The 22898-nt window shown below is 64.0% G+C and carries 21 protein-coding genes and 3 tRNA genes; 15 read left to right on the top strand and 9 right to left on the bottom strand.

Going from position 1 to position 22898, the window contains the following annotated elements; translation table 11 throughout:
* The first annotated feature begins 110 nt into the window (after positions 1-110).
* Positions 111-1826, top strand: coding sequence for a proline--tRNA ligase (locus tag IX761_RS13900; RefSeq protein WP_194790146.1), 1716 nt, complete (start codon positions 111-113; stop codon positions 1824-1826).
* A 21-nt stretch (positions 1827-1847) separates the two neighbouring features.
* Positions 1848-2801: a hypothetical protein gene (locus tag IX761_RS13895; RefSeq protein WP_194790145.1), complete on the top strand. Its 954-nt coding sequence runs from the start codon at positions 1848-1850 to the stop codon at positions 2799-2801.
* 32 nt (positions 2802-2833) lie between these two features.
* On the opposite strand, the gene dinB is transcribed toward IX761_RS13895, so the two are convergent.
* On the bottom strand, positions 2834-3898 hold the full coding sequence (gene dinB, locus IX761_RS13890; RefSeq protein ID WP_194790144.1) for a DNA polymerase IV: 1065 nt from the start codon (positions 3896-3898) through the stop codon (positions 2834-2836).
* A 203-nt stretch (positions 3899-4101) separates the two neighbouring features.
* Here dinB and IX761_RS13885 point away from each other — a divergent pair.
* The 5 genes from IX761_RS13885 (at position 4102) to IX761_RS13865 (ending at position 8790) form a co-directional block, all read left to right on the top strand.
* Positions 4102-4178: transfer RNA gene (locus tag IX761_RS13885), tRNA-Met, on the top strand.
* A 135-nt stretch (positions 4179-4313) separates the two neighbouring features.
* A tRNA-Met gene (locus tag IX761_RS13880) sits at positions 4314-4390 on the top strand.
* 133 nt (positions 4391-4523) lie between these two features.
* A tRNA-Met gene (locus tag IX761_RS13875) sits at positions 4524-4600 on the top strand.
* Positions 4601-4855: 255 nt separating this feature from the next.
* On the top strand, positions 4856-7498 hold the full coding sequence (mprF, locus tag IX761_RS13870) for a bifunctional lysylphosphatidylglycerol flippase/synthetase MprF (protein ID WP_194790143.1): 2643 nt from the start codon (positions 4856-4858) through the stop codon (positions 7496-7498).
* Positions 7498-8790 (top strand): virulence factor family protein, encoded by a 1293-nt coding sequence (locus tag IX761_RS13865; protein ID WP_194790142.1) that lies wholly within the window; start codon positions 7498-7500, stop codon positions 8788-8790. The genes mprF and IX761_RS13865 overlap by 1 nt, the downstream gene beginning before the upstream one ends.
* Positions 8791-8910: 120 nt before the next feature.
* Here the strand turns inward: IX761_RS13865 and IX761_RS13860 are convergent, their stop codons facing one another.
* Positions 8911-10809 (bottom strand): potassium transporter Kup, encoded by a 1899-nt coding sequence (locus tag IX761_RS13860; protein ID WP_194790141.1) that lies wholly within the window; start codon positions 10807-10809, stop codon positions 8911-8913.
* Between the two features lie 235 nt (positions 10810-11044).
* On the opposite strand from IX761_RS13860, the gene rimO reads away from it, so the two are divergent.
* The 5 genes from rimO to tsaA all read left to right on the top strand — a co-directional run bounded on the left by rimO (position 11045) and on the right by tsaA (position 14944).
* A complete protein-coding gene (gene rimO / locus IX761_RS13855) occupies positions 11045-12376 on the top strand; it encodes a 30S ribosomal protein S12 methylthiotransferase RimO (RefSeq protein WP_194790140.1) in 1332 nt (443 codons plus the stop codon).
* A 96-nt stretch (positions 12377-12472) separates the two neighbouring features.
* On the top strand, positions 12473-12955 hold the full coding sequence (locus IX761_RS13850; protein ID WP_194790139.1) for a GNAT family N-acetyltransferase: 483 nt from the start codon (positions 12473-12475) through the stop codon (positions 12953-12955).
* 73 nt (positions 12956-13028) lie between these two features.
* Entirely contained in the window at positions 13029-13739 is a 711-nt protein-coding gene (locus IX761_RS13845) for an rRNA pseudouridine synthase (protein WP_194790138.1), read from the top strand.
* Between the two features lie 48 nt (positions 13740-13787).
* Entirely contained in the window at positions 13788-14249 is a 462-nt protein-coding gene (locus IX761_RS13840) for a DUF1456 family protein (RefSeq protein WP_194790137.1), read from the top strand.
* Positions 14249-14944 (top strand): tRNA (N6-threonylcarbamoyladenosine(37)-N6)-methyltransferase TrmO, encoded by a 696-nt coding sequence (tsaA, locus tag IX761_RS13835; RefSeq protein WP_194790136.1) that lies wholly within the window; start codon positions 14249-14251, stop codon positions 14942-14944. The genes IX761_RS13840 and tsaA overlap by 1 nt, the downstream gene beginning before the upstream one ends.
* A 191-nt stretch (positions 14945-15135) precedes the next feature.
* On the opposite strand, the gene fpr is transcribed toward tsaA, so the two are convergent.
* Positions 15136-15915 (bottom strand): ferredoxin-NADP reductase, encoded by a 780-nt coding sequence (gene fpr / locus IX761_RS13830; RefSeq protein WP_046856781.1) that lies wholly within the window; start codon positions 15913-15915, stop codon positions 15136-15138.
* A gap of 120 nt (positions 15916-16035) precedes the next feature.
* Here fpr and finR point away from each other — a divergent pair, with 120 nt between their 5' ends.
* Positions 16036-16962 carry a LysR family transcriptional regulator FinR gene (finR, locus tag IX761_RS13825; RefSeq protein WP_194790135.1) on the top strand — a complete coding sequence of 309 codons (927 nt, stop codon included), beginning with the start codon at positions 16036-16038 and terminating at the stop codon, positions 16960-16962.
* A gap of 3 nt (positions 16963-16965) precedes the next feature.
* Here the strand turns inward: finR and IX761_RS13820 are convergent, their stop codons facing one another.
* The 3 genes from IX761_RS13820 to IX761_RS13810 all read right to left on the bottom strand — a co-directional run bounded on the left by IX761_RS13820 (position 16966) and on the right by IX761_RS13810 (position 19023).
* On the bottom strand, positions 16966-17331 hold the full coding sequence (locus IX761_RS13820; protein WP_194790134.1) for a diacylglycerol kinase: 366 nt from the start codon (positions 17329-17331) through the stop codon (positions 16966-16968).
* 75 nt (positions 17332-17406) lie between these two features.
* The gene (gene erdR / locus IX761_RS13815; protein ID WP_194790133.1) at positions 17407-18057 is read right to left on the bottom strand and encodes a response regulator transcription factor ErdR; all 651 of its coding nucleotides are present in this window, start codon (positions 18055-18057) and stop codon (positions 17407-17409) included.
* A 255-nt stretch (positions 18058-18312) separates the two neighbouring features.
* Entirely contained in the window at positions 18313-19023 is a 711-nt protein-coding gene (locus IX761_RS13810; RefSeq protein WP_194790132.1) for a tRNA-uridine aminocarboxypropyltransferase, read from the bottom strand.
* Positions 19024-19236: 213 nt separating this feature from the next.
* On the opposite strand from IX761_RS13810, the gene IX761_RS13805 reads away from it, so the two are divergent.
* Positions 19237-19659, top strand: coding sequence for a quorum-sensing-regulated virulence factor family protein (locus IX761_RS13805; RefSeq protein WP_194790131.1), 423 nt, complete (start codon positions 19237-19239; stop codon positions 19657-19659).
* Between the two features lies 1 nt (position 19660).
* Here the strand turns inward: IX761_RS13805 and IX761_RS13800 are convergent, their stop codons facing one another.
* Positions 19661-19867 (bottom strand): hypothetical protein, encoded by a 207-nt coding sequence (locus tag IX761_RS13800; protein WP_194790130.1) that lies wholly within the window; start codon positions 19865-19867, stop codon positions 19661-19663.
* A 309-nt stretch (positions 19868-20176) separates the two neighbouring features.
* Here IX761_RS13800 and IX761_RS13795 point away from each other — a divergent pair, with 309 nt between their 5' ends.
* The gene (locus tag IX761_RS13795) at positions 20177-21295 is read left to right on the top strand and encodes an LOG family protein (protein WP_194790129.1); all 1119 of its coding nucleotides are present in this window, start codon (positions 20177-20179) and stop codon (positions 21293-21295) included.
* Between the two features lie 50 nt (positions 21296-21345).
* Here the strand turns inward: IX761_RS13795 and recX are convergent, their stop codons facing one another.
* Together recX and recA are read right to left on the bottom strand one after the other, a co-directional pair.
* Positions 21346-21816 carry a recombination regulator RecX gene (gene recX / locus IX761_RS13790; protein WP_194790128.1) on the bottom strand — a complete coding sequence of 157 codons (471 nt, stop codon included), beginning with the start codon at positions 21814-21816 and terminating at the stop codon, positions 21346-21348.
* A gap of 8 nt (positions 21817-21824) precedes the next feature.
* Positions 21825-22892, bottom strand: coding sequence for a recombinase RecA (recA, locus tag IX761_RS13785; RefSeq protein WP_194790127.1), 1068 nt, complete (start codon positions 22890-22892; stop codon positions 21825-21827).
* Positions 22893-22898: the final 6 nt, after the last annotated feature.

Raw genomic sequence — 22898 nt, 5'->3', positions numbered from 1 at the left:
GGCTTTTTCATGGCTGACAAGCACATGCGCCTGGGGCATCCTGTACGCTTTCGTTTCGCCCCCGTACAATGCGGGGTCATTTCACATTCAGGCAATCGACACGGCTCACCATGCGCACCAGTCAATATTTGCTCGCCACCCAGAAAGAAACCCCGGCAGATGCCGTGGTCATCAGCCACCAGCTCATGCTGCGTGCCGGCATGATCCGCAAACTGGCTTCCGGCCTGTACACCTGGCTGCCGATGGGCCTGCGGGTGATGCGCAAGGTCGAGGCCGTGGTGCGCGAGGAAATGAACGCCGCCGGTGCCCTGGAAGTGCTGATGCCGAGCATCCAGCCCGCCGAGCTGTGGCAGGAGTCCGGCCGCTGGGAGCAGTACGGCCCTGAGCTGCTGCGCCTGAAGGACCGTCACCAGCGCGAATTCTGCGTCGGCCCAACCCATGAAGAGGTCATCACCGACCTCGCGCGCAACGAGCTGTCCAGCTACAAGCAGCTGCCGCTGAACATGTACCAGATCCAGACCAAGTTCCGTGACGAGATCCGTCCGCGCTTCGGCCTGATGCGCGGCCGCGAATTCATCATGAAGGACGCCTACTCCTTCCATGCCGACCAGGCTTCCCTGCAGGAAACCTACGACCGCATGCACCTGGCGTACTCCAACATCTTCACCCGCCTGGGCCTGGACTTCCGCCCAGTGCAGGCCGACACCGGCTCCATCGGTGGTAGCTACTCCCACGAATTCCACGTACTCGCCTCGTCCGGCGAAGACGATGTGATCTTCAGCGACAGCTCCGACTACGCCGCCAACATCGAGAAAGCCGAGGCCATCCCGCGCGAAACCGTGCGCCCGGCCCCAAGTGAAGAGCTGCGCCTGGTCGACACCCCGGACGCCAAGACCATCGCGCAACTGGTCGAAAACTTCGGCCTGCCGATCGAGAAGACCGTCAAGACCCTGATCGTGCATGGCGCCGAAGAAGGCAAGCTGGTCGCGCTGGTCGTCCGTGGCGACCACGAGCTCAACGAAATCAAGGCCACCAAGCTGGAGCAGGTCGCCGACCCGCTGGTCATGGCCAGCGATGCCGAGCTGCGCGACGCCATCGGCGCTGGCGCAGGCTCGCTCGGCCCGCTGAACCTGCCGCTGGAATGCATCATCGACCGCTCGGTCGCCCTGATGAGCGACTTCGGCATCGGCGCCAACATCGACGACAAGCACTACTTCGGCGTGAACTGGGAGCGTGACCTGCCCGTCCCACAGGTCGCCGACCTGCGCAACGTCGTCGAAGGCGACCCGAGCCCGGACGGCCAGGGCACCCTGGTGATCAAGCGCGGCATCGAAGTCGGCCACATCTTCCAGCTCGGCACCAAGTACAGCGAAGCACTCAAGTGCCAGGTACTGGGCGAGAACGGCAAGCCAGTGGTGCTGTCGATGGGCTGCTACGGCATTGGCGTGTCCCGCGTGGTCGCTGCCGCCATCGAGCAGAGCTACGACGACAAAGGCATCATCTGGAACGACGCCCTGGCCCCCTTCCAGATCGCCCTGGTACCGCTGCGCTATGAAACCGACGTGGTGCGCGAGGCCACCGACAAGCTGTACGCCGAACTGACCGCCGCCGGCTTCGAAGTGCTGCTGGACGACCGTGACAAGAAGACCAGCCCCGGCATCAAGTTCGCCGACATGGAGCTGATCGGCATCCCACACCGCATCGTCGTCAGCGACCGCGGCCTGGCCGATGGCAACCTGGAGTACAAGCACCGCACCGAGTCCGAGGCCCAGGCCTTGCCGCTCAATGAAGTGCTGAGCTTCCTTCAGGCCCGCATCCGCCGCTGATAAACCGTTGCGCGAGTGATCATGTCCAAGCGAAGTACCTACACCCTGGGGGGCGCCGCACTGTGCGGCGCCCTGCTCCTCGGCGGCTGTGCCAACCAGATGTCCCAGCGCAGCGACCATGAGGAGCGCGTCGAGCGCAAGCTGCTCGAACACAGTCTGCAGATCGATGTCGGCGAGCCCAAGGTGATGGAGCTTCCGCAGCGGCGCGTGCGCATCCACGAACAACAGCGTTTCGAGGTGACCGAGTTCGAGGTGACCCGCCGCTACGACCGCTACACGCCCTACCAGCCCTGGCGGGAGATCTACGAGATTCCGCTGGGCGCGGTGGCAGTGGTGGCCGGTATCGGTGCCAACGTGGTCAACGTGTTCGCCCTGGGTAACCTGCCGGACAGCGTCACCCACGACTGGCTCAGCTATGGCGTCGACGGGCTCAACCCGTTCATGAACGTGCCGTCCAACGGCCGTGCCCAGCAGAACCTGGCCGGCATCAGTGAAGTCGAGAAAGGCAAGCGCGAAGAGTTCACCAGCCTGCCCTGGAACGAGCGACTGGTGGAGGTCAAGGCTGGCAAGAAGACCCATGAGCTGACCACCGACAAGAATGGCGTGCTGCGCCTGAACCTGCTGGACAGCCCATTCTCGGAGCAGAACCTCAACCATGTCGGCACCCTGCATTTGCAGGTGATCGATGAGGACAACGGCGTGCGCGGCGATGCCAGCCTGCTGGTCAGCGGCAACCTGCGGGGCAAGCTGCTCGAAGCCCACGAATTGATCTTCGACGACCTTGAGGACGACGATGTCGGCCAATGGGTGCATCGGGTCAAGCGCCTGTCGGAACTGGGCCTGGAAGAAGAAGCCAGCGAACTGGAGCAGAGCCTGATCGAGCTGACCCGCAACGATCCGGAGCTGCAACAGGAGTTTCTCAAGAGCCTGACCAAGGCGACTGGGCGACTGGTGGCCGATCCGGGCGCGCAGTAATGCAAAAAAGGGGCTGCAGTGCAGCCCCTTTTCTATAGGTCGCCGAACAACTCCAACTGTTCATGCGCCCCGCGCAGATCACGCAACCTCACCCCAACCCCCAGCAAACGCACTGGCTTGCCGCCCCGGGCAAACGCCTGGCTGAGCAACTGCCGGTAGCTCTCCACATCCCGCCCCGCCCCCGCCTGCTCCAGGGTCGTCTGGCTGAAATCGTGAAACTTGACCTTCACGAAAGGCTTGTCGGGCCGATAGCTGCTGTCCATGCGGGCAATGCGTTCATTCAGGCTGGCCAGCAGGTCGGGCAGCTTTTCCAGGCAACTGGCGAGATCCGGCAGATCGTGATCATAGGTGTTCTCCACACTGACCGACTGGCGCCGACTGTCCGTCTGCACCACGCGTTCGTCGATGCCCCGCGCCAGGCCCCACAAGCGCTCACCGAAGCTGCCGAATTCACGCACCAGCGCCAACCGCGACCAGTCGCGCAACGACAGGCAGGTATCGATGCCCAGACGCGCCAGCTTGTCTGCCGTGACCTTGCCCACGCCATGCAGGCGCGCCACGGGCAAGACCGCGACGAACGCTTCCACCTGGTCCGGGGTAATCACGAACAAGCCATTGGGCTTGCGCCAGTCGCTGGCGATCTTGGCCAGGAACTTGTTCGGCGCCACCCCGGCCGAGACGGTGATATGCAACTGCCGGGCGACCCGACGACGGATGTCCTCGGCGATCCGCGTGGCGCTGCCGGCAAACCACTGGCTGTCACTGACATCCAGATAGGCCTCGTCCAACGACAGCGGCTCGATCAGCTCGGTGTAGTCACGAAAGATCGCGTGGATCTCCCGCGAGGCCTCGCGGTATGCCTCGAAACGCGGCTTGACGATAAGCAGGTCCGGGCACAGTTTCAGCGCATGCCCCGACGACATCGCCGAACGCACCCCATAGGCGCGCGCCTCGTAGTTGCACGTGGCGATCACCCCACGCTGCCCCGGCTGCCCGCCTACCGCCATGGGGCGACCCGCCAGGCGCGGGTCATCACGCATCTCGATGGCAGCGTAGAAACAGTCACAATCGATGTGGATGATCTTGCGCTGGGACATGGACCACGGCCGACACTGTAAATTCATACAGATGGTACTCCAGGCCAGGCACACGAAACAGCCTGGCCACGAAATCGGCCTGCAAGCCCCGTCATACCTGAGCCGAAGCCCGATCAACAGCGCTAAGGGTTTGAACAAAAAAGGATTTTCTCAAGTTTTCGCTTGACACCTGGAAACAAATCCGTAGAATTCGATCTCACAGGCGCGGGATGGAGCAGCCTGGTAGCTCGTCGGGCTCATAACCCGAAGGTCGTCGGTTCAAATCCGGCTCCCGCAACCAGATTCAAGAAAAGGCCACTGTTTCGACAGTGGCCTTTTTTATTGCCTTGAAGAAAGCGTCTGCAGGCATCCAATCGCACAGGACAGCATTAATGCTTGACAGTGCACCAGCAATCCGTAGAATGCGCACCTCTGACGCGGGATGGAGCAGCCTGGTAGCTCGTCGGGCTCATAACCCGAAGGTCGTCGGTTCAAATCCGGCTCCCGCAACCAGATTCTAGAAAGGCCACTGTTTTTGACAGTGGCCTTTTTTATTGCCTGTGCTCAGCCTCACAGAAATTTCAAAATAAAATCAGGTACTTATGCTTGACAGCCGATGAATAATCGGTAGAATCCGCCCCACTGACGCGGGATGGAGCAGCCTGGTAGCTCGTCGGGCTCATAACCCGAAGGTCGTCGGTTCAAATCCGGCTCCCGCAACCATATTCGTCAGAACAAACCCCGCCTATCGAAAGATAGCGCGGGGTTTGTTGCATTCAGCCCCCACACATTGCCTCCACGCCGCCCCCGCCTGCGTGCGTATGCTCCTGCCTGGCCGCGCGGCTGGATGAACTATCTTTAACTATCCTGAAACAGATTAAGCACCCGGCCCGGAGTAATATTCGGATACGTTTTCCAAAGGGACTTTCACTTGGCCGTACCTTGCCCCCACCTCGCGCTGATCGCTCGGGGTAACCCATGACCGCCCCCACTCCCGAAACCCAGGCACCGCTCACCGCGGCCTTGCCTGGCGCCGCGCAGCATCTGCCCTGGCTGGAGCGCCTGAGCAGGTACCGCCAACCGCTGGGCCTGGCGCTGACCCTGCTGCTGTTCGCCATGGGCCTGATCGCCTGCCGACACCTGCTCAGTGAACTGGATATCTACGCCCTGCACGACGCAATGCTGGGTGTGTCGGCAAGTGCATTGGCCGGTGCCCTGCTGGCGACCGTGGTCGGCTTCGTCATCCTGCTCGGCTACGAGTGGTCGGCCAGCCGCTATGCCGACGTGCAACTGCCAGCACGCAGCCTGGTACTGGGCGGCTTCAGCGCCTTTGCCATTGGCAATGCGATCGGTCTGTCGATGCTCTCGGGCGGCTCGGTGCGCTACCGCCTGTATGCTCGTCAGGGCCTCGGCGCCGCGGAAGTCGCACGCATGACCGTGTTCGCCAGCCTGTCGCTCGGCTGTGCCCTGCCGCCACTGGCGGCACTGGCCACCCTCAGCAACCTGCCCGCAGCCGCCACCGCCTTGCGCCTTCCAGCGACGCTGCTCGGCGGCATTGCCGTGGCCGTGCTGGCGGTGAGCGTGGCGCTGGTGGTCGGCCTCTACCGTCGGCGCCTGGCCGAGCAACCTTTGCGCGACAGCCTGCTGGTGCAGTTCGGTCGCCGCACCCTGCGCCTGCCCAGTGGCCGCCTGGCCGCCTTGCAACTGCTGATCACCGCACTGGACGTGTTGGCCGCCGCCACGGTGCTCTATCTGCTGCTGCCGGAAGCACCGCCCTTCGGCGCCTTTGTGCTGGTCTATCTGCTCGCCCTTGCCGCGGGCGTGCTCAGCCATGTGCCGGGCGGCGTTGGCGTGTTCGAGGCGGTCCTGCTGGCAGCATTCGCCAACCAGTTGGGTGCCGCACCACTGGCCGCCGCCCTGCTGCTGTACCGATTGATCTACGTGGTACTGCCGTTGCTGGTCGCCTGCGTGCTGCTACTGGCCAACGAAGCGCGCCGCCTGCTGTTCGCCCAGCAGGCGATACGCGCCGCCTCCGGGCTGGCCGCGCCGGTGCTGGCGATCCTGGTGTTCCTGTCCGGTGTGGTGCTGTTGTTCTCCGGCGCTACCCCCGAGATCGACAGCCGTCTGGAGCACATGGGCTTCCTGATTCCGCACCGCCTGATCGATGCCTCGCACTTCGGCGCCAGCCTGATCGGCGTGCTCTGCCTGCTTTTGGCCCAAGGCCTGCGCCGCCGCTTGTCAGCGGCCTGGTTACTGACCACGGTGCTGCTGCTGGTGGGTGCGCTGCTGTCGCTGCTCAAGGGCTTCGACTGGGAAGAAGCCTCGCTGATGTGCTTCACCGCCGCCCTGCTGGCCATGTTCCGCCGCTCGTTCTACCGCCCCAGCCGCCTGCTCGAACTGCCGTTCTCGCCGGTGTACCTGGTGGCCAGCGCCTGCGTGGTCGGGGCCTCTGTCTGGCTGTTGCTGTTCGCCTACCAGGACGTGCCCTACAGCCATCAACTGTGGTGGCAGTTCACCCTCGACGCCGACGCCCCGCGCGGCCTGCGCGCGGCCATGGGCAGTGCGGTGCTGCTGGTGATCGTCGCCCTGACCTGGCTGCTGCGCACCGCGCGCCCGGTGATCCACCTGCCCAGCGACGACGAGCTGCAACGCGCCAACCGCATCCTGCTGGCCTCCGACCAGCCCGATGGCGGCCTGGCCCTGACCGGTGACAAGGCTCTGCTGTTCCACCCCAGCGACAACGCCTTCCTCATGTACGCCCGTCGCGGGCGCAGCCTGGTAGCGCTGTACGACCCCATCGGCCCGGCCCAGGAACGCGCCGAGATGATCTGGCAGTTCCGCGACCTGTGCGACCTGCACCACGCCCGCCCGGTGTTCTACCAGGTGCGCGCGGAGAACCTGCCGTTCTACATGGACATTGGCCTGACGGCCATCAAGCTGGGCGAAGAGGCCCGCGTCGACCTGCGCCGCTTCGACATCGAGGCCAAGGGCAAGGAGATGAAGGACCTGCGCTACACCTGGAACCGGGGTGGCCGCGACGGCCTCACGCTGGAGATCCACGAGCCCGGCCACGCCCCGCTGGCCGAGCTCAAGGAGATTTCCGACGCCTGGCTCGACGGCAAGAACGTGCGCGAGAAAGGCTTCTCCCTTGGCCGGTTCAGCCCTGAGTACCTGCAGCATTTCCGCATCGCGCTGATCCGCTTCCAGGGCCGTCCGGTGGCATTCGCCAACCTGCTGGAAACCCACAGCAACGAGCTGGCCAGCCTGGACCTGATGCGCGCCCACCCAGAAGCACCAAAACTGACCATGGAATTCATGATGGTCGGCCTGATCCTTCACTACAAAAGCCATGACTATGGCCGTTTCAGCCTGGGGATGGTCCCCCTTTCCGGCTTGCAGCCGCGCCGTGGCGCGCCCCTGACCCAGCGCCTGGGTTCGATGGTGTTCCAGCGTGGCGAGCAGCTGTACAACTTCCAGGGCCTGCGGCGCTTCAAGGACAAGTTCCAGCCGGACTGGGAACCCCGCTACATGGCCGTGCCAGCCGGGCTCGACCCGCTGGTGGCACTGGCTGATACCGCCGCCCTGATCGCTGGCGGCCTGACTGGATTGGTGAAACGTTGATGATCCGACGCTATTGGCTGTACGTACTGATTCCCCTGCTGCTGGCCGTGCTGGCCGGCGGCGCGGCGTTCTGGCTGTGGACCCGCCCGGCCCCCGAGGCACGCCTGGAGCACCTCACCCTCGGTGACGGCAGCAGCCTGACCCGTGCCACCCCCGGCGTGCATGCCAAGGCCCGGGTGGCCATCGGTGTGCCACAGGACCAGGCCTTGAGCGACAAGCAGCTGCTGGACCTGAGCCAGGCCGGTGAGGCCCAGCTGGTGCAGGTGATCCTGCCACCGGCCGACTGCGTCAAGCAGCAGGCAAGCATGAATGAAGCGCTGACCCAGCTGGCCGACAAGCCAACCCTGGTTGCTGGCATCGGCCCGGGCGCCGCCCAGGCCTGGCGCTGGCTGGCCACGCAAAGCGATGACAAGGCCCGGGCCATCTCGGTGGACTTCACCCTCGAGCAGCCTGGCTGCCAGGCCGCGCTGCCCAAGACCGCCGCCCACGGCCACTGGAACGTGGCCTGGAACGACAACCCGGACGACGCCAGCGCCGCCTTCGTGCGTGACCAGGCCAACGCCGAAACGAGCATTGCCGACTACGACATCCACCTGCCCCAGGTGCTCAAGGCCCAGTTGACCCAAGCCCTGGTCGGCCAGGACGGCAACGCCCTGGCCATCCCGGTGGTGGAAGTCCCGGCCGGCCAGACCACCGACACCGTCACCCTGTTCCTCTCCGGTGACGGTGGCTGGCGCGACCTGGACCGCGACGTGGCTGGCGAGATGGCCAAGCTCGGCTTCCCGGTGGTGGGCATCGACACCCTGCGCTACTACTGGCAGCACAAGACCCCGGAACAGAGCGCCGCCGACCTGTCCGAACTGATGCAGCACTACCGTCAGAAATGGGGCACCAAGCGCTTCGTGCTGACGGGCTATTCGTTCGGCGCCGACGTACTGCCGGCCATCTACAACCGCCTGCCCGAAGAGGACCAGAAGCGGGTCGACGCGGTGATCCTGCTAGCGTTCGCCCGCAGTGGCAGCTTCGAGATCGAAGTCGAGGGCTGGTTGGGCAAGGAAGGCCAGGAAGCCCCGACCGGCCAGGAGATGGCCAAGCTGCCGGCAGCCAAGGTGGTGTGCGTGTATGGCGTGGAAGAAACCGACGAGAGCGGCTGCACCGACAAGACCGCGGTGGGCGAGCGCATGAAGCTGCCCGGCGGCCACCACTTCGACGAGAACTACCCGGCATTGGCCAAGCGCCTGATCAACGAGATCGAAACGCGCCAGGGCAAGTCCAGCGTCGCTGAGAAGTAGTGTGCAAAGGGGGCCGCGGTGCGGCCCATTCGCCGGCAAAGTCGGCTCCTACGGGCGAGTGCATGCCCCTGTAGGAGCCGGCTTGCCGGCGAAGGGGCTGCAAAGCAGCCCCATACGATCTCAGATCTCGACCTGCGTCCCCAACTCGATCACCCGATTGAGCGGCAGGTTGAAGAACCTCAGGTTGCCGTTGGCGTTCTTCAGCAGGAACGCGAACAGGTTCCCCCGCCAGCGCGACATCCCCTCCAACCGTGAAGCGATCACCGTCTCCCGACTGAGGAAATAGGTGGTGCGCATCGGGCTGAAATCCAGCGCATCAAGATGGCACAGCTTCAACGCCGCCGGCACGTCCGGCTCGTCCATGAAGCCGAAGTGCAACAGCACCCGGAAGAACCCGTCGCCATAGGCTTCCACCTCGAATCGCTCATGCTCCGGCACCCGTGGCCGATCTTCACTGACCACCGTCAGCAGCACCACCTGGCTGTGCAGCACCTGGTTGTGCAGCATGTTGTGCAGCAGCGCGTGGGGCACCGCGTCCGAACGCGCGGTGAGGAACACCGCGGTGCCCTCGACTCGGTGCGGCGGCTGCACGCGGATGCTGCTGATGAACAGCGGCAGCGGCAGCGCGCCTTCGTCGATGCGCTCGACCAGGATCTGCTTGCCGCGCTTCCAGGTGCTCATCAGCAGGTACAGCACGCCCCCCGCCAGCACCGGGAAGGCGCCGCCCTGGACGATCTTCGGCACGTTGGCGGCGAAGAACAACCCGTCAACGAACAGAAAGCCCAGCAGGATCGGCACCGCCAGCACCGGTGGCCACTTCCACAGCAGCAACATCACCGCCGACACCAATATCGTGGTCATCAGCATGGTGCCGGTCACCGCTACGCCGTAGGCCGCCGCCAGGGCGCCGGACGACTCGAAACCGATCACCAGCAGCACCACGCCGACCATCAGCGTCCAGTTCACCGCACCGATATAGATCTGCCCCTGCTCGTCGCTGGAGGTGTGCTGGATCTGCATGCGCGGAATGTAGCCAAGCTGAATGGCCTGGCGGGTCAGCGAGAACGCTCCGGAAATCACCGCCTGCGAGGCGATCACCGTGGCCATGGTGGCCAGCCCGACCAGCGGCAGCAAGGCCCAGCTCGGTGCCAACAGGTAGAACGGGTTGCGCGCCGCGTCGGGGTTCTGCAGCAGGATCGCGCCCTGGCCAAAATAATTGAGCACCAGCGCCGGCAACACCAAGGCGAACCAGGCGCGGGCAATCGGTTTACGGCCAAAGTGGCCCATGTCGGCGTACAGCGCCTCGGCACCGGTCAGCGCCAGCACCACCGCGCCCAGGATCGCTACACCCATGCCTGGGTGAACGATGAAGAAGTTCAACGCCCACCACGGATTGAAAGCCTTGAGCACTTCCGGGCTTTGCGAAATGCCATGCACCCCCAAGGCCCCCAGCACCACGAACCAGGTGACCATGATCGGGCCGAACAGCTTGCCGATCTTCTCGGTGCCGTGCTTCTGCACCAGGAACAGCGCCACCAGCACCACCAGCGAGATCGGCACCACCCAGTGGTCGATGCCGTCGAACGCCAGGCCCATGCCCTCTACCGCCGACAGCACCGACACCGCCGGGGTGATCATGCTGTCGCCGTAGAACAGCGAAGCGCCGATCAAGCCGCAGATGACCATCAGCGTCCGCAGTTTCGGGTAGTTGGCCGTGGCCCGCCGCGCCAGCGCGGTGAGCGCCATGGTGCCGCCCTCGCCCTGGTTGTCGGCGCGCAGGATGAACATCACGTACTTGAACGAAACCACCCACAACAACGACCAGAGGATCAGCGACAGGATCCCCAGCACGCCATCATGGTTGACCGGCACGCCGTAACCGCCGGTGAAGACCTCTTTGAGGGTATACAACGGGCTGGTGCCGATATCGCCATAGACCACCCCGACAGCTGCCACGAGCAGGCCCAACGACCGTGTCGCGCCCTGCCCGCCTTCGGCGTGACTGCTTGCCTGAACCATCGACCACTCCCGCAGAAGGCCTGTTAGACCGTTTGAATTGACACCCACGCCAAGGCATCCCCGATGCCCCCGCGCAACGGCGCGAAGCATAGCGCAGCGTTCGTCGTATTTCTGCTGGTAAAGCGCCCCTCTGCTCGCTAGAATTGCGCACTTTTTGATCAGAGGCGCCAAAAGCGTCCGCCAGGATCGCCCCCGTTACCGGCCGGGCGACCTGTATTCAATACCGAGGTTAGCCATGTCCACCACTCCCGCCACCCCGAAGGTCGGCTTCGTCTCCCTGGGCTGCCCCAAGGCCCTGGTCGATTCCGAGCGCATCCTCACCCAGCTGCGCATGGAAGGCTATGAAGTCGTGCCCACCTACGAGGACGCCGACGTGGTGGTGGTCAACACCTGCGGCTTCATCGACAGCGCCAAGGCCGAGTCGCTGGAAGTGATTGGCGAAGCCATCAAGGAAAACGGCAAGGTCATCGTCACCGGCTGCATGGGTGTCGAGGAAGGCAGCATCCGTGACGTGCACCCCAGCGTGCTGTCGGTCACCGGCCCCCAGCAGTACGAGCAAGTGGTCAACGCCGTGCACGAAGTGGTGCCTCCACGCCAGGACCACAACCCGCTGATCGACCTGGTGCCCCCGCAAGGCGTCAAGCTCACCCCGCGCCACTACGCCTACCTGAAGATCTCCGAAGGCTGCAACCACAGCTGCAGCTTCTGCATCATTCCGTCGATGCGCGGCAAGCTGGTCAGCCGCCCGGTCGGTGAAGTGCTCAGCGAAGCCGAGCGCCTGGTCAAGGCCGGCGTCAAGGAGATCCTGGTGATCTCCCAGGACACCAGCGCCTACGGCGTGGACGTCAAGTACAAGACCGACTTCTGGAACGGCCGCCCGGTCAAGACCCGCATGCTCGAGCTGTGCGAAGCGCTGAGCAGCCTGGGCGCCTGGGTGCGCCTGCACTACGTGTATCCGTACCCGAACGTCGACGACGTGATCCCGCTGATGGCTGCCGGCAAGATCCTGCCGTACCTGGACATCCCGTTCCAGCACGCCAGCCCCAAGGTGCTCAAGTCGATGAAGCGCCCGGCCTTCGAAGACCGCACCCTGGCCCGCATCAAGAGCTGGCGCGAGCAGTGCCCGGAGCTGGTGATCCGTTCGACCTTCATCGTCGGCTTCCCTGGCGAGACCGAAGAAGACTTCCAGTACCTGCTCGACTGGCTGACCGAAGCCCAGCTCGACCGCGTGGGCTGCTTCCAGTACTCCCCGGTCGAAGGCGCACCGGCCAACGATCTGGGCCTTGACGAAGTGCCGGACGAGGTCAAACAAGACCGCTGGGACCGCTTCATGGCTCACCAGCAGGCCATCAGCACCGCCCGCCTGCAACTGCGCATCGGCAAGGAAATCGAAGTGCTGATCGACGAAGTCGAGGAACAGGGCTCGGTAGGCCGCAGCTTCTTCGACGCACCGGAAATCGACGGCAGCGTGTTCATCGATGGCGACCACGGTTTCAAGCCGGGCGACAAGGTGCGCTGCCGCATCGTCGATGCCGATGAGTACGACATGTGGGCCGAGCCGGTCTGATCGAGCTTTGCGCAATGAAGATACCCCGCCCAGTGGCGGGGTATTTTTTTGCATCTATGTTTGTGCAATGGGCATCACGCACCGGAGCCGGCCAGGATGAAGCCATTGCAGACCTTGCACACGCCGCGCTACAGCGACTACCCGGAGCTGGCGCGGATCTGGGAAGACGCGGTGCGCGCCACCCATAACTTCCTGCCTGAAGGCTACATTCAGCTGCTGCGCGAGCATGTGCTGGGCAAGTACCTGGACGCGGTGATGCTGGTCTGTTGCAAGGATGGTCAGGGGCATATCCTGGGCTTCGCCGGTGTGGCCAATCATCGCGTCGACTTGCTGTTCGTCGACCCACGCTTTCGCGGCCAGGGCGTCGGCCAGCGCTTGCTGCGCCATGCCGTGGCCGAGCTGAACGCCGAGCGCCTGGACGTCAACGAGCAGAACCCGCAGGCCCTGGGTTTCTATCTGCACGAGGGCTTCGAGGTGATCGGCCGCTCTGAGACGGACGGCCTCGGGCAACCCTACCCCCTGCTGCACATGCGCCTGGCGCCGGGGCACACACACTCATCAGCGAAATGGCGCAAATGACACCGATTTGCCGCCGCAAGCGTGCCGGGGCAGGTACAATGGCGCCTTTTCCTGCCCTGTGAAGCCATTGTCCATGTCCGACTCCATCCGCCTGTCCAAACGCCTTGTCGAGCAGCTTGGCTGCTCGCGCCGAGAGGCCGAACTGTATATCGAGGGCGGTTGGGTCACGGTCGACGGCGTGGTGGTCGAACAGCCACAGTTCAAGGTGGGCGACCAGCGTGTCGAACTGCTGCCCGGCGCCCGCGCCGAGGCGCTGGAACCGGTGACGCTGTTGCTCAACCAGCAGGCCGGCCAGGACGTCGCCAGTGCCCAGGCCGGGATGGGCATGGCCAGCTTGAGCGAGGCCCATCGCGAAGGCGTACGCCCGCTGCACGGGCATTTCGTGCGCCAGGCGTGCATCGCCCCGCTGTTGCCCGGCGCCAGCGGCCTGCAGCTGTTCACCCAGGACTGGCGGGTAACCCGCAAGCTCGATGCCGACCTGCGCCGCATGGAGCAGGAATACATCGTCCAGGTCAGTGGCGAGGCCAAACCCGGCGCCCTGGAACGCCTGGCCCGTGGCGTTGAACGCAAGGGTGTCGAACTGCCGAAGGCCAAGGCCAGTTGGCAGAACGAACAGCACCTGCGCATGGTGGTGAAAAACCCACAACCCGGTGTCATCGAACAACTGTGCGAAACCGCCGGCCTCAAGGTGCTGGGCATGCGCCGCATCCGCCTGGGGGGCGTGTCCATGGGCAAGCTGCCCCTGGGGCAATGGCGCTACGTGGCCGCCACCGAACGTTTCTAGCATTACCGCCGCGCGGATGGGTGCGGCGCTTGAACAGGATTTGCTGCAATGAACCATAACGACGTCATGCGTAGCCTGCGCTACATGATCAAGGCCAACGACCAGAAGATGGCCGAGATCATCGGCCTGACTGGCCTGCAGGTCAGCGCAGAGGCCATCGCCAGCTACGTGAAGAAGGAAGAGGAACCCGGCTTCGTGCAGTGCCCGGACAAGGTCATGGCCCATTTTCTCGATGGCCTGGTGATCCACCGCCGCGGGCGCGACGACAGCCGCCCGCCACAGCCGATCGAGCTGCCGGTGACCAACAACACCATCCTCAAGAAACTGCGGGTGGCCTTCGAGCTGAAGGAAGACGACCTGCACGCAGTGCTCAAGGCGGTCAACTTCCCAGTGTCCAAGCCCGAGCTCAGCGCGCTGTTCCGTAAAGTCGGCCACGACAACTACCGCCCTTGCGGCGACCAGCTGCTGCGCAACTTCCTCAAAGGCCTCACCCAACGCGTGCGTGGCTGATGCAACACACGGTCTCGCCGGTTGGTATCGTCCGCTCCTGCTTCAAGGAGAAGTTCGCCATCCCGCGCCAACCGCAACTCGCGCCAGCGGCGCGCGGCGTGCTGGAACTGCTGCCACCTTTCGACCAGGGCGATGCGGTGCAGGGGCTGGAGCAGGTCAGTCACGTGTGGTTGCTGTTCCTGTTCCACGAGGCGCTGGAAGAAAAGCCACGGCTGAAGGTGCGCCCACCGCGCCTGGGTGGCAACAAGAGCATGGGTGTGTTCGCCACCCGCGCCACCCACCGCCCCAATGGCATCGGCCAATCGGTGGTACGCCTGGAAGGCGTCGAACCCGGGCGCCTGCTGTTGTCCGGCATCGACCTGCTCGACGGTACGCCGGTGCTGGATATCAAGCCGTATGTGCCGTATGCCGACAGCATTCTTCAGGCGACCAACCAGATGGCTGGCGCTGCGCCCGAGCCCATAGCCGTGCAGTGGAGCGACACCGCCCTGCCCCAGGCTCGCGAACACGCGCTGCGCCTGGGCGAGCCGCTGGTGGCGTTGATCGAGCAGTGCCTGGCGCAGGATCCGCGGCCAGCGTACCAGGTGCCACCGCCAGAGCGCGTGTATGGGGTCAGGTTCTGGGATGTACAGGTGCGCTGGCACTACCCAGCGATCGATACCATCCGGGTGCTGGAAGTCGTGCGCGAAGCCTGAGCTTCATCGGTTTTCTGTTCCGGCCTCTTCGCGGGTAAACCCGCTCCCACAGGATCTACGCGGTTTCCAGGCTTGTGGATACCCTGTGGGAGCGGGCTTGCCCGCGAAGAGGCCGCCACTGACCGAACGCAAAAGCTCCAGGCAAAAAAAACGCAGGCCAAGGCCTGCGTTTTTCGTTTGCCGCGTTCGCCTTACTTCTCGACGAAAGCACGCTCAATCAGGTAGTCACCCGGCTCACGCATGCGCGCCGAGATCTTCAGGCCGAAGCTGTCGAGCACTTCGCTGGTCTCGTCGAGCATGCTCGGGCTGCCGCAGATCATCGCGCGGTCGTCCTGCGGGTTGATCGGTGGCAGGCCGATGTCGCTGAACAGCTTGCCGCTGCGCATCAGGTCGGTCAGACGGCCCTGGTTCTCGAACGGCTCGCGGGTCACGGTGGGGTAGTAGATCAGCTTGTCGCGCACCGACTCGCCGAAGAACTCGTTCTGCGGCAGGTGCTCGGTGATGAACTCGCGGTAGGCGACTTCGTTCACGTAGCGCACGCCGTGGACCAGGATGACCTTCTCGAAACGCTCGTAGGTCTCGGGGTCCTGGATGACGCTCATGAATGGCGCCAGGCCAGTGCCGGTGCTCAGCAGGTACAGGTGCTTGCCCGGGTTCAGGTCGTCGAGCACCAGCGTGCCGGTGGGCTTCTTGCTGATGATGATCTCGTCGCCTTCCTTCAGGTGCTGCAGCTGGGAGGTCAGCGGGCCGTCCGGCACCTTGATGCTGAAGAACTCCAGGTGCTCTTCCCAGTTCGGCGAGGCGATGGAATAGGCGCGCATGAGCGGACGGCCGCTGTCCTGCTGCAGGCCGATCATCACGAACTGACCGTTCTCGAAGCGCAGGCCCGGGTCGCGGGTGCACTTGAAGCTGAACAGGGTGTCGTTCCAGTGGTGAACACTGAGGACACGTTCGTGGTTCATGTTGCTCATCTAGGGGGCTCCTGAAGAAAAACGCAGCGCGCACAAGACGCACAGTTGCGCGATAGTTTAGGGGCAGCGACAATATCTGTTAACTGAATTATCAAGATATGTGTTATCGGTTATATAGATATGCGATTCACTCTTCGTCAACTCCAGGTCTTCGTTGCCGTCGCCCAGCACCAGAGCGTGTCGCGGGCCGCCGGCGTGCTGGCCCTGTCGCAATCGGCCGCCAGCACCTCGATCACCGAACTCGAGCGCCAGTCCAGCTGCCAGCTGTTCGACCGCGCCGGCAAGCGCCTGAGCCTCAATGCCCTGGGCCATCAACTGCTGCCCCAGGCCGTGGCCCTGCTCGACCAGGCCAAGGAGATCGAAGACCTGCTCAACGGCAAGTCGGGGTTCGGCTCGCTTGCGGTGGGTGCCACGCTGACCATCGGCAACTACCTGGCCACGCTATTGATCGGCAGCTTCATGCAGGTGCACCCGGAGAGCCAGGTCAAGCTGCATGTGCAGAACACTGCGCATATCGTGCAACAGGTGGCCCATTACGAAATTGACCTGGGTCTAATCGAAGGCGACTGCAACCACCCCGACCTGGAAGTGCAGCCGTGGGTGGAGGATGAACTGGTGGTGTTCTGTGCGCCGCAGCATCCCCTGGCGAAGGCCGGCCACGCCAGCATCGAGCAGCTCGCCCACGAAGCCTGGATTCTGCGCGAGCAGGGGTCGGGCACCCGCCTGACCTTCGACCAGGCCATGCGCCATCATCGCGCCAACCTCAACATCCGCCTGGAGCTAGAGCACACCGAAGCAATCAAGCGCGCCGTCGAGTCGGGATTGGGGATTGGTTGCATCTCACGCCTGGCCCTGCGCGACGCCTTCCGCCGCGGCAGCCTGGTGCCGGTGGAAACCCCGGCCCTGGACCTGGCGCGGCAGTTCTACTTCATCTGGCACAAGCAGAAGTACCAGACCTCGGCCATGCGCGAGTTCCTCGAACTGTGCCGCAGCTTCACCGCCGGAGTGCAGCGCAGCGACGAAATCGTCCTGCCGCCGATTGCCTGAAGGTTACCCCAGCAGGATCACGCCCCAGACCACCGCCACCATGGTCATCGCCACCAACTGCGCGGCGCTGCCCATGTCCTTGGCGTTCTTCGACAACGGGTGGCGCTCCAGCGAAATGCGGTCGATGGCCGCCTCCACCGCCGAATTCAGCAACTCGACGATCAGCCCCAGCAGGCACACCGCAATGAGTATCGCCCGCTCCACGCGGCTTACCGGCAACCAGAAGGCAGTGGGGATCAGCAGCACGTTGAGCAGCACCAACTGGCGGAAGGCAGCCTCGCCCTTGAAGGCGGTACGCAGGCCATCCAGCGAATAGCCGGCGGCATTGAAAATTCGTTTGAGGCCGGTCTGGCCCTTGAATGGCGACATGTGTCAGTCACTTCACCGAGAAAAGGCCGGCAGGCTAGACCAGGCCGGGTCAAAAAAGCGTGAAGGCGCGGGCAGTTAGCTGGCCGAAACCGATTCAAGTTGTTGCAGCAGCAACGCCGCCTGGGTCCGCGTGCGCACCCCAAGCTTGCGGAAGATCGCGGTCACGTGGGCCTTGATGGTCGCTTCCGACACATTCAGCTCATAGGCGATCTGCTTGTTCAGCAGGCCTTCGCAAACCATGGTCAGCACCCGGAACTGTTGCGGCGTGAGACTGGCCAAACCTTCGCTGGCCGCCTTGGCCTCGGCCGATACATCGACTTTTTCGAATGCCTGGGGCGGCCACCACACATCGCCGTCGAGTACGTTGCGCACCGCTTCCTGGATCTTGCTCAGTTCGCTGGACTTGGGAATGAAACCGCTGGCACCGAATTCGCGGGACTTCACCACGACGGCCGCTTCTTCCTGCGCCGACACCATCACCACCGGGATTTGCGGGTATTGCCCACGCAGCAGGACCAGCCCAGAGAAGCCATAGGCACCCGGCATGTTGAGGTCCAGCAGGACCAGGTCCCAATCGGATTTTTCCGTAAGGCTGGTTTCCAGCTCGGCGATACTCGCCACTTCGACCAGGCGCACGTCCGGGCCCAGGCCGAGGGTTACGGCCTGACGCAGCGCGCTGCGGAACAATGGGTGGTCATCGGCAATCAGGATTTCGTACGTGGCCATCGATCTATGGATCCTGTTCTGTGCCAGGCGCGGGGGTAGGGGGTGTGCCTGGCGGGCAACTCAAGGCGCAAGCGGCAGGGCCGCCGGCCGGGATGGCACGGCGAAGTCCGGGGTAACAGCAGCTTCGTCGTGGCCGAATCGGCGCCAAGGATGCCGAGCACGTCCCGGGTGGTCAAGCCAATTGCCCGGTCGTCCCCGCCTCCCTGGCTGCCAGCCCCGACAGTATGAACCAATCCGCCGGGCCTGCCCCTTGGACTATAGGAAGGTATGCAAACGCTGGTGGACCTCGTCCTGCTCATCCAACGGCAAACGACGCTTGCCACTGAGGTAGTGCAGGCTGAACACGTCCAGGTAGGCGTCCAGGGCCTGGGATGCCTGGCTGTCACCGGCCAGGTCCAGGCACATGGCGGCCACTTCCGCGGTGCAGAAGTGATCGTCGCGTTTGGAACGGCGCAGGCGATAGCGTGACATCTGCTCGGCCTGCAGGCTCAGCACCGGGAAACGGTCCAGATACGGGCTCTTGCGGAACATCTTGCGCGCTTCGGTCCAGGTGGCGTCGAGCAGGATGAACAGCGGCCGTTTGCCGGGCTCGCGCACCACTTCGCTCACCACCCGTTCCTGGGCGACGAACTCGCCGGGGAAGACGATGTAGGGTTGCCACTGCGGGTTGTCGAGCAGCGCCAGCAATTGCTCGTCCACCGACGTACGCAGCCAGCCAAAGGCCGAGGTATCCTCGATCAGGTCAGCGATCAGCCAGCCAGTATTGGTCGGCTTCAACGGCTCGGTGTCATGCATCAGCAGGCATACGCCGGAGTCGGCCTGTACTCGAGGCTTCCAGGCGCACAGGCAGTGCGTGGCGATGACCCGGCAGTCCGTGCAGCGTTCGGCCCGCGAGCCACGAGCGATAAAAGGTTTGACGCTGCGCGCCAGGCGTTCGGCGCGCAAGCGCGCTACCGCGTGGCTCATGGCAGCAGGCCTGAATTGATGGGTGGGAAAAACACTGGACGGGACTCAGCTTGCAACAAAGCGCCAGTCTACCAGAAGCCGCGTCATTTGCCGTGCAGCCGGCTCGGCAGCTCCCTTATAATCGTGCCTTTGGCGGCCGCACACCCTGCGGTTGCAGGGAACGCCACCCGCCGGCGCAGGTCCAAGCGCCAGTCATCGAACCAGGAGAGATTCATGCTGCGTCTTATTGCCCCGACCCTGAGCCTGTTGCTCGCCCTGCCCCTCGCCGCCCAGGCGGCCTCCAAGCAGGAGTACGAGCTGACCCAGATGCTGGAGAAGGTCGCCAAGGAAAGCAGCGTCGGCACACCACGCGCCGTCAACGAAGACATCCTCGACCAGGGCTACACCGTCGAGAAAGGCAAGGCGCTGGTCAACCACCTGAGCGTGCGCGAAGAGCATGCCCAACGCATGCTGGCCAACCCGCAGCAAGTGCGCAGCCAGTTGGGTGACAGCGTGTGCCGCAACAATGGCTATCGCCAGCTGATGTCCAAGGGCGCCGTGCTGGTCTACCGCTTCACGGTCTACAAGACCAACCAGCCAGTCATGGACCAGGCGTTCGACGCCGCCAGCTGCGTGGCCGGCGGCAAGAAGAAGTGACTCAGGCGAGCTGATCGCTCGCGCGGGCGCGCCGCTGTTCCTCATCGGCGCGCAATTCCGCCAACAGGATCTGTACATAGCGTGAATGCGGCTCGTGGCCCTGCAAACGGCGCAAACACTCGCCTTCCAGGCTCAAGTGATGGTCCTGCGCTTCTCGCGCCAGCACCCGCAACAGTTGCCCATCCACCTCGATTACCAGCCGATGCATACCGCTACCTCCTGCATCGCGCCCCACAACCCCCTCCCAGTAAACCAAAGCCCCACGCAGCCTGGCTGCGAGCCGACCAGCGGCCGTTTTTCACTGGGGGCGGCGCAAGGTCGCACCAGCGTCTAGATTGATAGCGAGCACCCACAACAATCACAACAAGATGGACTGACCACTGCAACACGGCCTTGAAGGCCTACTGCAATGCTCGAGGCGCACACTCGGGCCACGGCAGCCAGCGACACACGCAGTGTCGCGGCCGGGTTACCCCATCGACCCGGTCAGAGGTTTTGCTGCAGAAGGAGACGTTGAATGCCCTACCAACCGAATGAGCTGCTGTTCAACCACTTCAGGGAACATGGCATCGACCTGGAGCACATCGACAAGCAACTGCAACTGGTCGCACCGAACAGCCCCAACCTGCCGCTGTACCGCGACATGATGCTGACCATCCTGCGCATGGCCCACGACGACCGTAATCGCTGGAACGCCAAGATCACCCTCCAGGCCCTGCGCGAGCTCGACCATTCGTTCCGCATCCTTGAGCGCTACAAAGGCCGGCGCAAAGTGACGGTGTTCGGCTCGGCGCGCACGCCCCTGGAGCACCCGATGTATGCCCTGGCCCGGGAGTTGGGCGCCACCCTGGCGCGCTCGGACCTGATGGTCATCACCGGTGCCGGCGGCGGCATCATGGCCGCCGCCCATGAAGGCGCCGGCACCGGGCACAGCCTGGGTTTCAACATCACCCTGCCTTTCGAGCAGCATGCCAACCCCACGGTCGGCGGCACGGACCAACTGCTGCCGTTCCACTTCTTCTTCATTCGCAAACTGTTCTTCGTCAAGGAGGCCGACGCACTGGTGCTGTGCCCAGGCGGCTTCGGCACCCTCGATGAAGCACTTGAAGTGCTGACCCTCATCCAGACCGGCAAGAGCCCGTTGGTACCCGTCGTTTTGCTGGACTCGCCAGGGGGTAGTTTCTGGCGTGACTGCCTCGACTTCATCAGCCGCCAGCTGGAAGAGAACCGCTACATCCTGCCCACTGACCTCAAGCTAGTGCGCTTGGTCCACAGTGCCGACGAGGCGGTGGAAGAGATCAACCAGTTCTACAGCAACTACCACTCCAGCCGTTGGTTGAAGAGCCAGTTCGTGATTCGCATGCACCACCCGCTGAGCGAAGCGGCGCTGCACGACATCGAGGAGGGTTTCGCCGACCTGCGCCTGAGCGGGCGCTACCATCAGCAACCTGATAGCGGCGTCGAACACGAACAGGGCAACTACAGCCACCTGACGCGCCTGACGTTCGCCTTCAATGGCCGCGACCAAGGGCGTCTGCGCGAACTGGTGGACTTCATCAACCTGCCGGAAAACTGGGCCAAACCCCAGCCGATGCACACCACTCAACGCGCCCGGGAGGCGTTGAAGGTGAGCTGAACGAAAAATGCCCCGCCTGACCGCCTCTCAAGAGGCGACCAGGCGAGGCATCAGTAGTCGTCGAGATCACGGCCGCTGAGCAGCCGGCCGATCATATCCATGGAAAAACCACGGTAGGCGAGAAAACGCGTCTGCTGCGCGCGGCTGCGCGGGTCGTGAGGACGTTGCCCGGCGAACTTGCGCTGCCAGACATCCCGTAGCTGCGCCGCCCAGTCCACTTCGCTTTCACGTAGCGCCTGGTCGATATCGCCACGGGCGAGGCCGCGCTGGCCAAGCTCCTCGCAAATACGCGCAGGGCCGTAGCCGGCGCTGGAGCGATAACGGATGAAACTCTCGAGATAACGGGCCTCACTGAGCAGCCCTTCTTCGGCCAGCCGATCGAGCGCAGGCTCGATCAGCTCATCCGGCGCGCCGCGCTGGCGCAACTTGCGCGTCAGCTCGACGCGACCATGCTCGCGGCGTGCGAGCAGGTCCATGGCTGTCCGCCGAACGGCGACGGGGGTGTCGAGTACGGCGGACATGGGGCAGATCAATAGCCGGCGTCGGCGTCAGCCATGTCGTCGGCATCGGCTTCGGCAGCTGCAGCCTTGCCGGCAGCCGCGACAGCGCCCGAGGTGAGCAGCTTCTCGCGGACCTGCTTCTCGATCTCGGCGCCGATGGCCGGGTTCTCTTGCAGGTACTTGGCGGCGTTGGCCTTGCCCTGGCCGATCTTGTTGCCCTGGTAGCTGTACCAGGCACCGGCCTTTTCCACGAACCCGTGGGCCACGCCCAGGTCGATGACCTCGCCGTTACGGTAGATGCCCTTGCCGTACAGGATCTGGAACTCGGCCTGACGGAACGGTGGCGAAACCTTGTTCTTGACGATCTTGACGCGGGTTTCGCTGCCGACCACCTCGTCGCCTTCCTTGACCGCGCCGGTACGGCGGATGTCCAGGCGTACCGAAGCGTAGAACTTCAGGGCGTTACCGCCGGTGGTGGTTTCCGGGCTACCGAACATCACGCCGATCTTCATGCGGATCTGGTTGATGAAGATGACCAGGCAGTTGGCGTTCTTGATGTTACCGGTGATCTTGCGCAGCGCCTGGGACATCAGGCGGGCCTGCAGGCCGACGTGCATGTCGCCCATCTCGCCTTCGATCTCGGCCTTGGGGACCAGGGCAGCCACGGAGTCGACGATGATCACGTCGACGGCGTTGGAGCGCACCAGCATGTCGGTGATTTCCAGGGCCTGCTCGCCGGTGTCCGGCTGCGAAACCAGCAGGTCGTCGACGTTGACGCCCAGCTTGCCGGCGTATTCAGGGTCCAGCGCGTGTTCGGCGTCGACGAAGGCGCAGGTGGCGCCGTTCTTCTGGGCCTCGGCGATGACCGACAGGGTCAGCGTGGTTTTACCGGAGGATTCCGGGCCGTAGATTTCAACGATACGGCCTTTGGGCAGGCCGCCGATGCCGAGCGCGATATCCAGGCCCAGCGAGCCGGTGGAGATAGCAGGGATGCCTTGGCGCTCGTGGTCGCCCATGCGCATGACCGCGCCCTTGCCGAATTGGCGTTCGATCTGACCCAGGGCCGCAGCCAAGGCGCGCTTTTTGTTGTCGTCCATTGAAAT

It is taken from the genome of Pseudomonas sp. UFMG81 (genome assembly GCF_015354575.1).
GTDB lineage: Bacteria > Pseudomonadota > Gammaproteobacteria > Pseudomonadales > Pseudomonadaceae > Aquipseudomonas.
The sequence above is the reverse complement of the archived record's forward strand: the minus strand, read 5'-3'. Positions and strand labels throughout refer to the sequence as shown.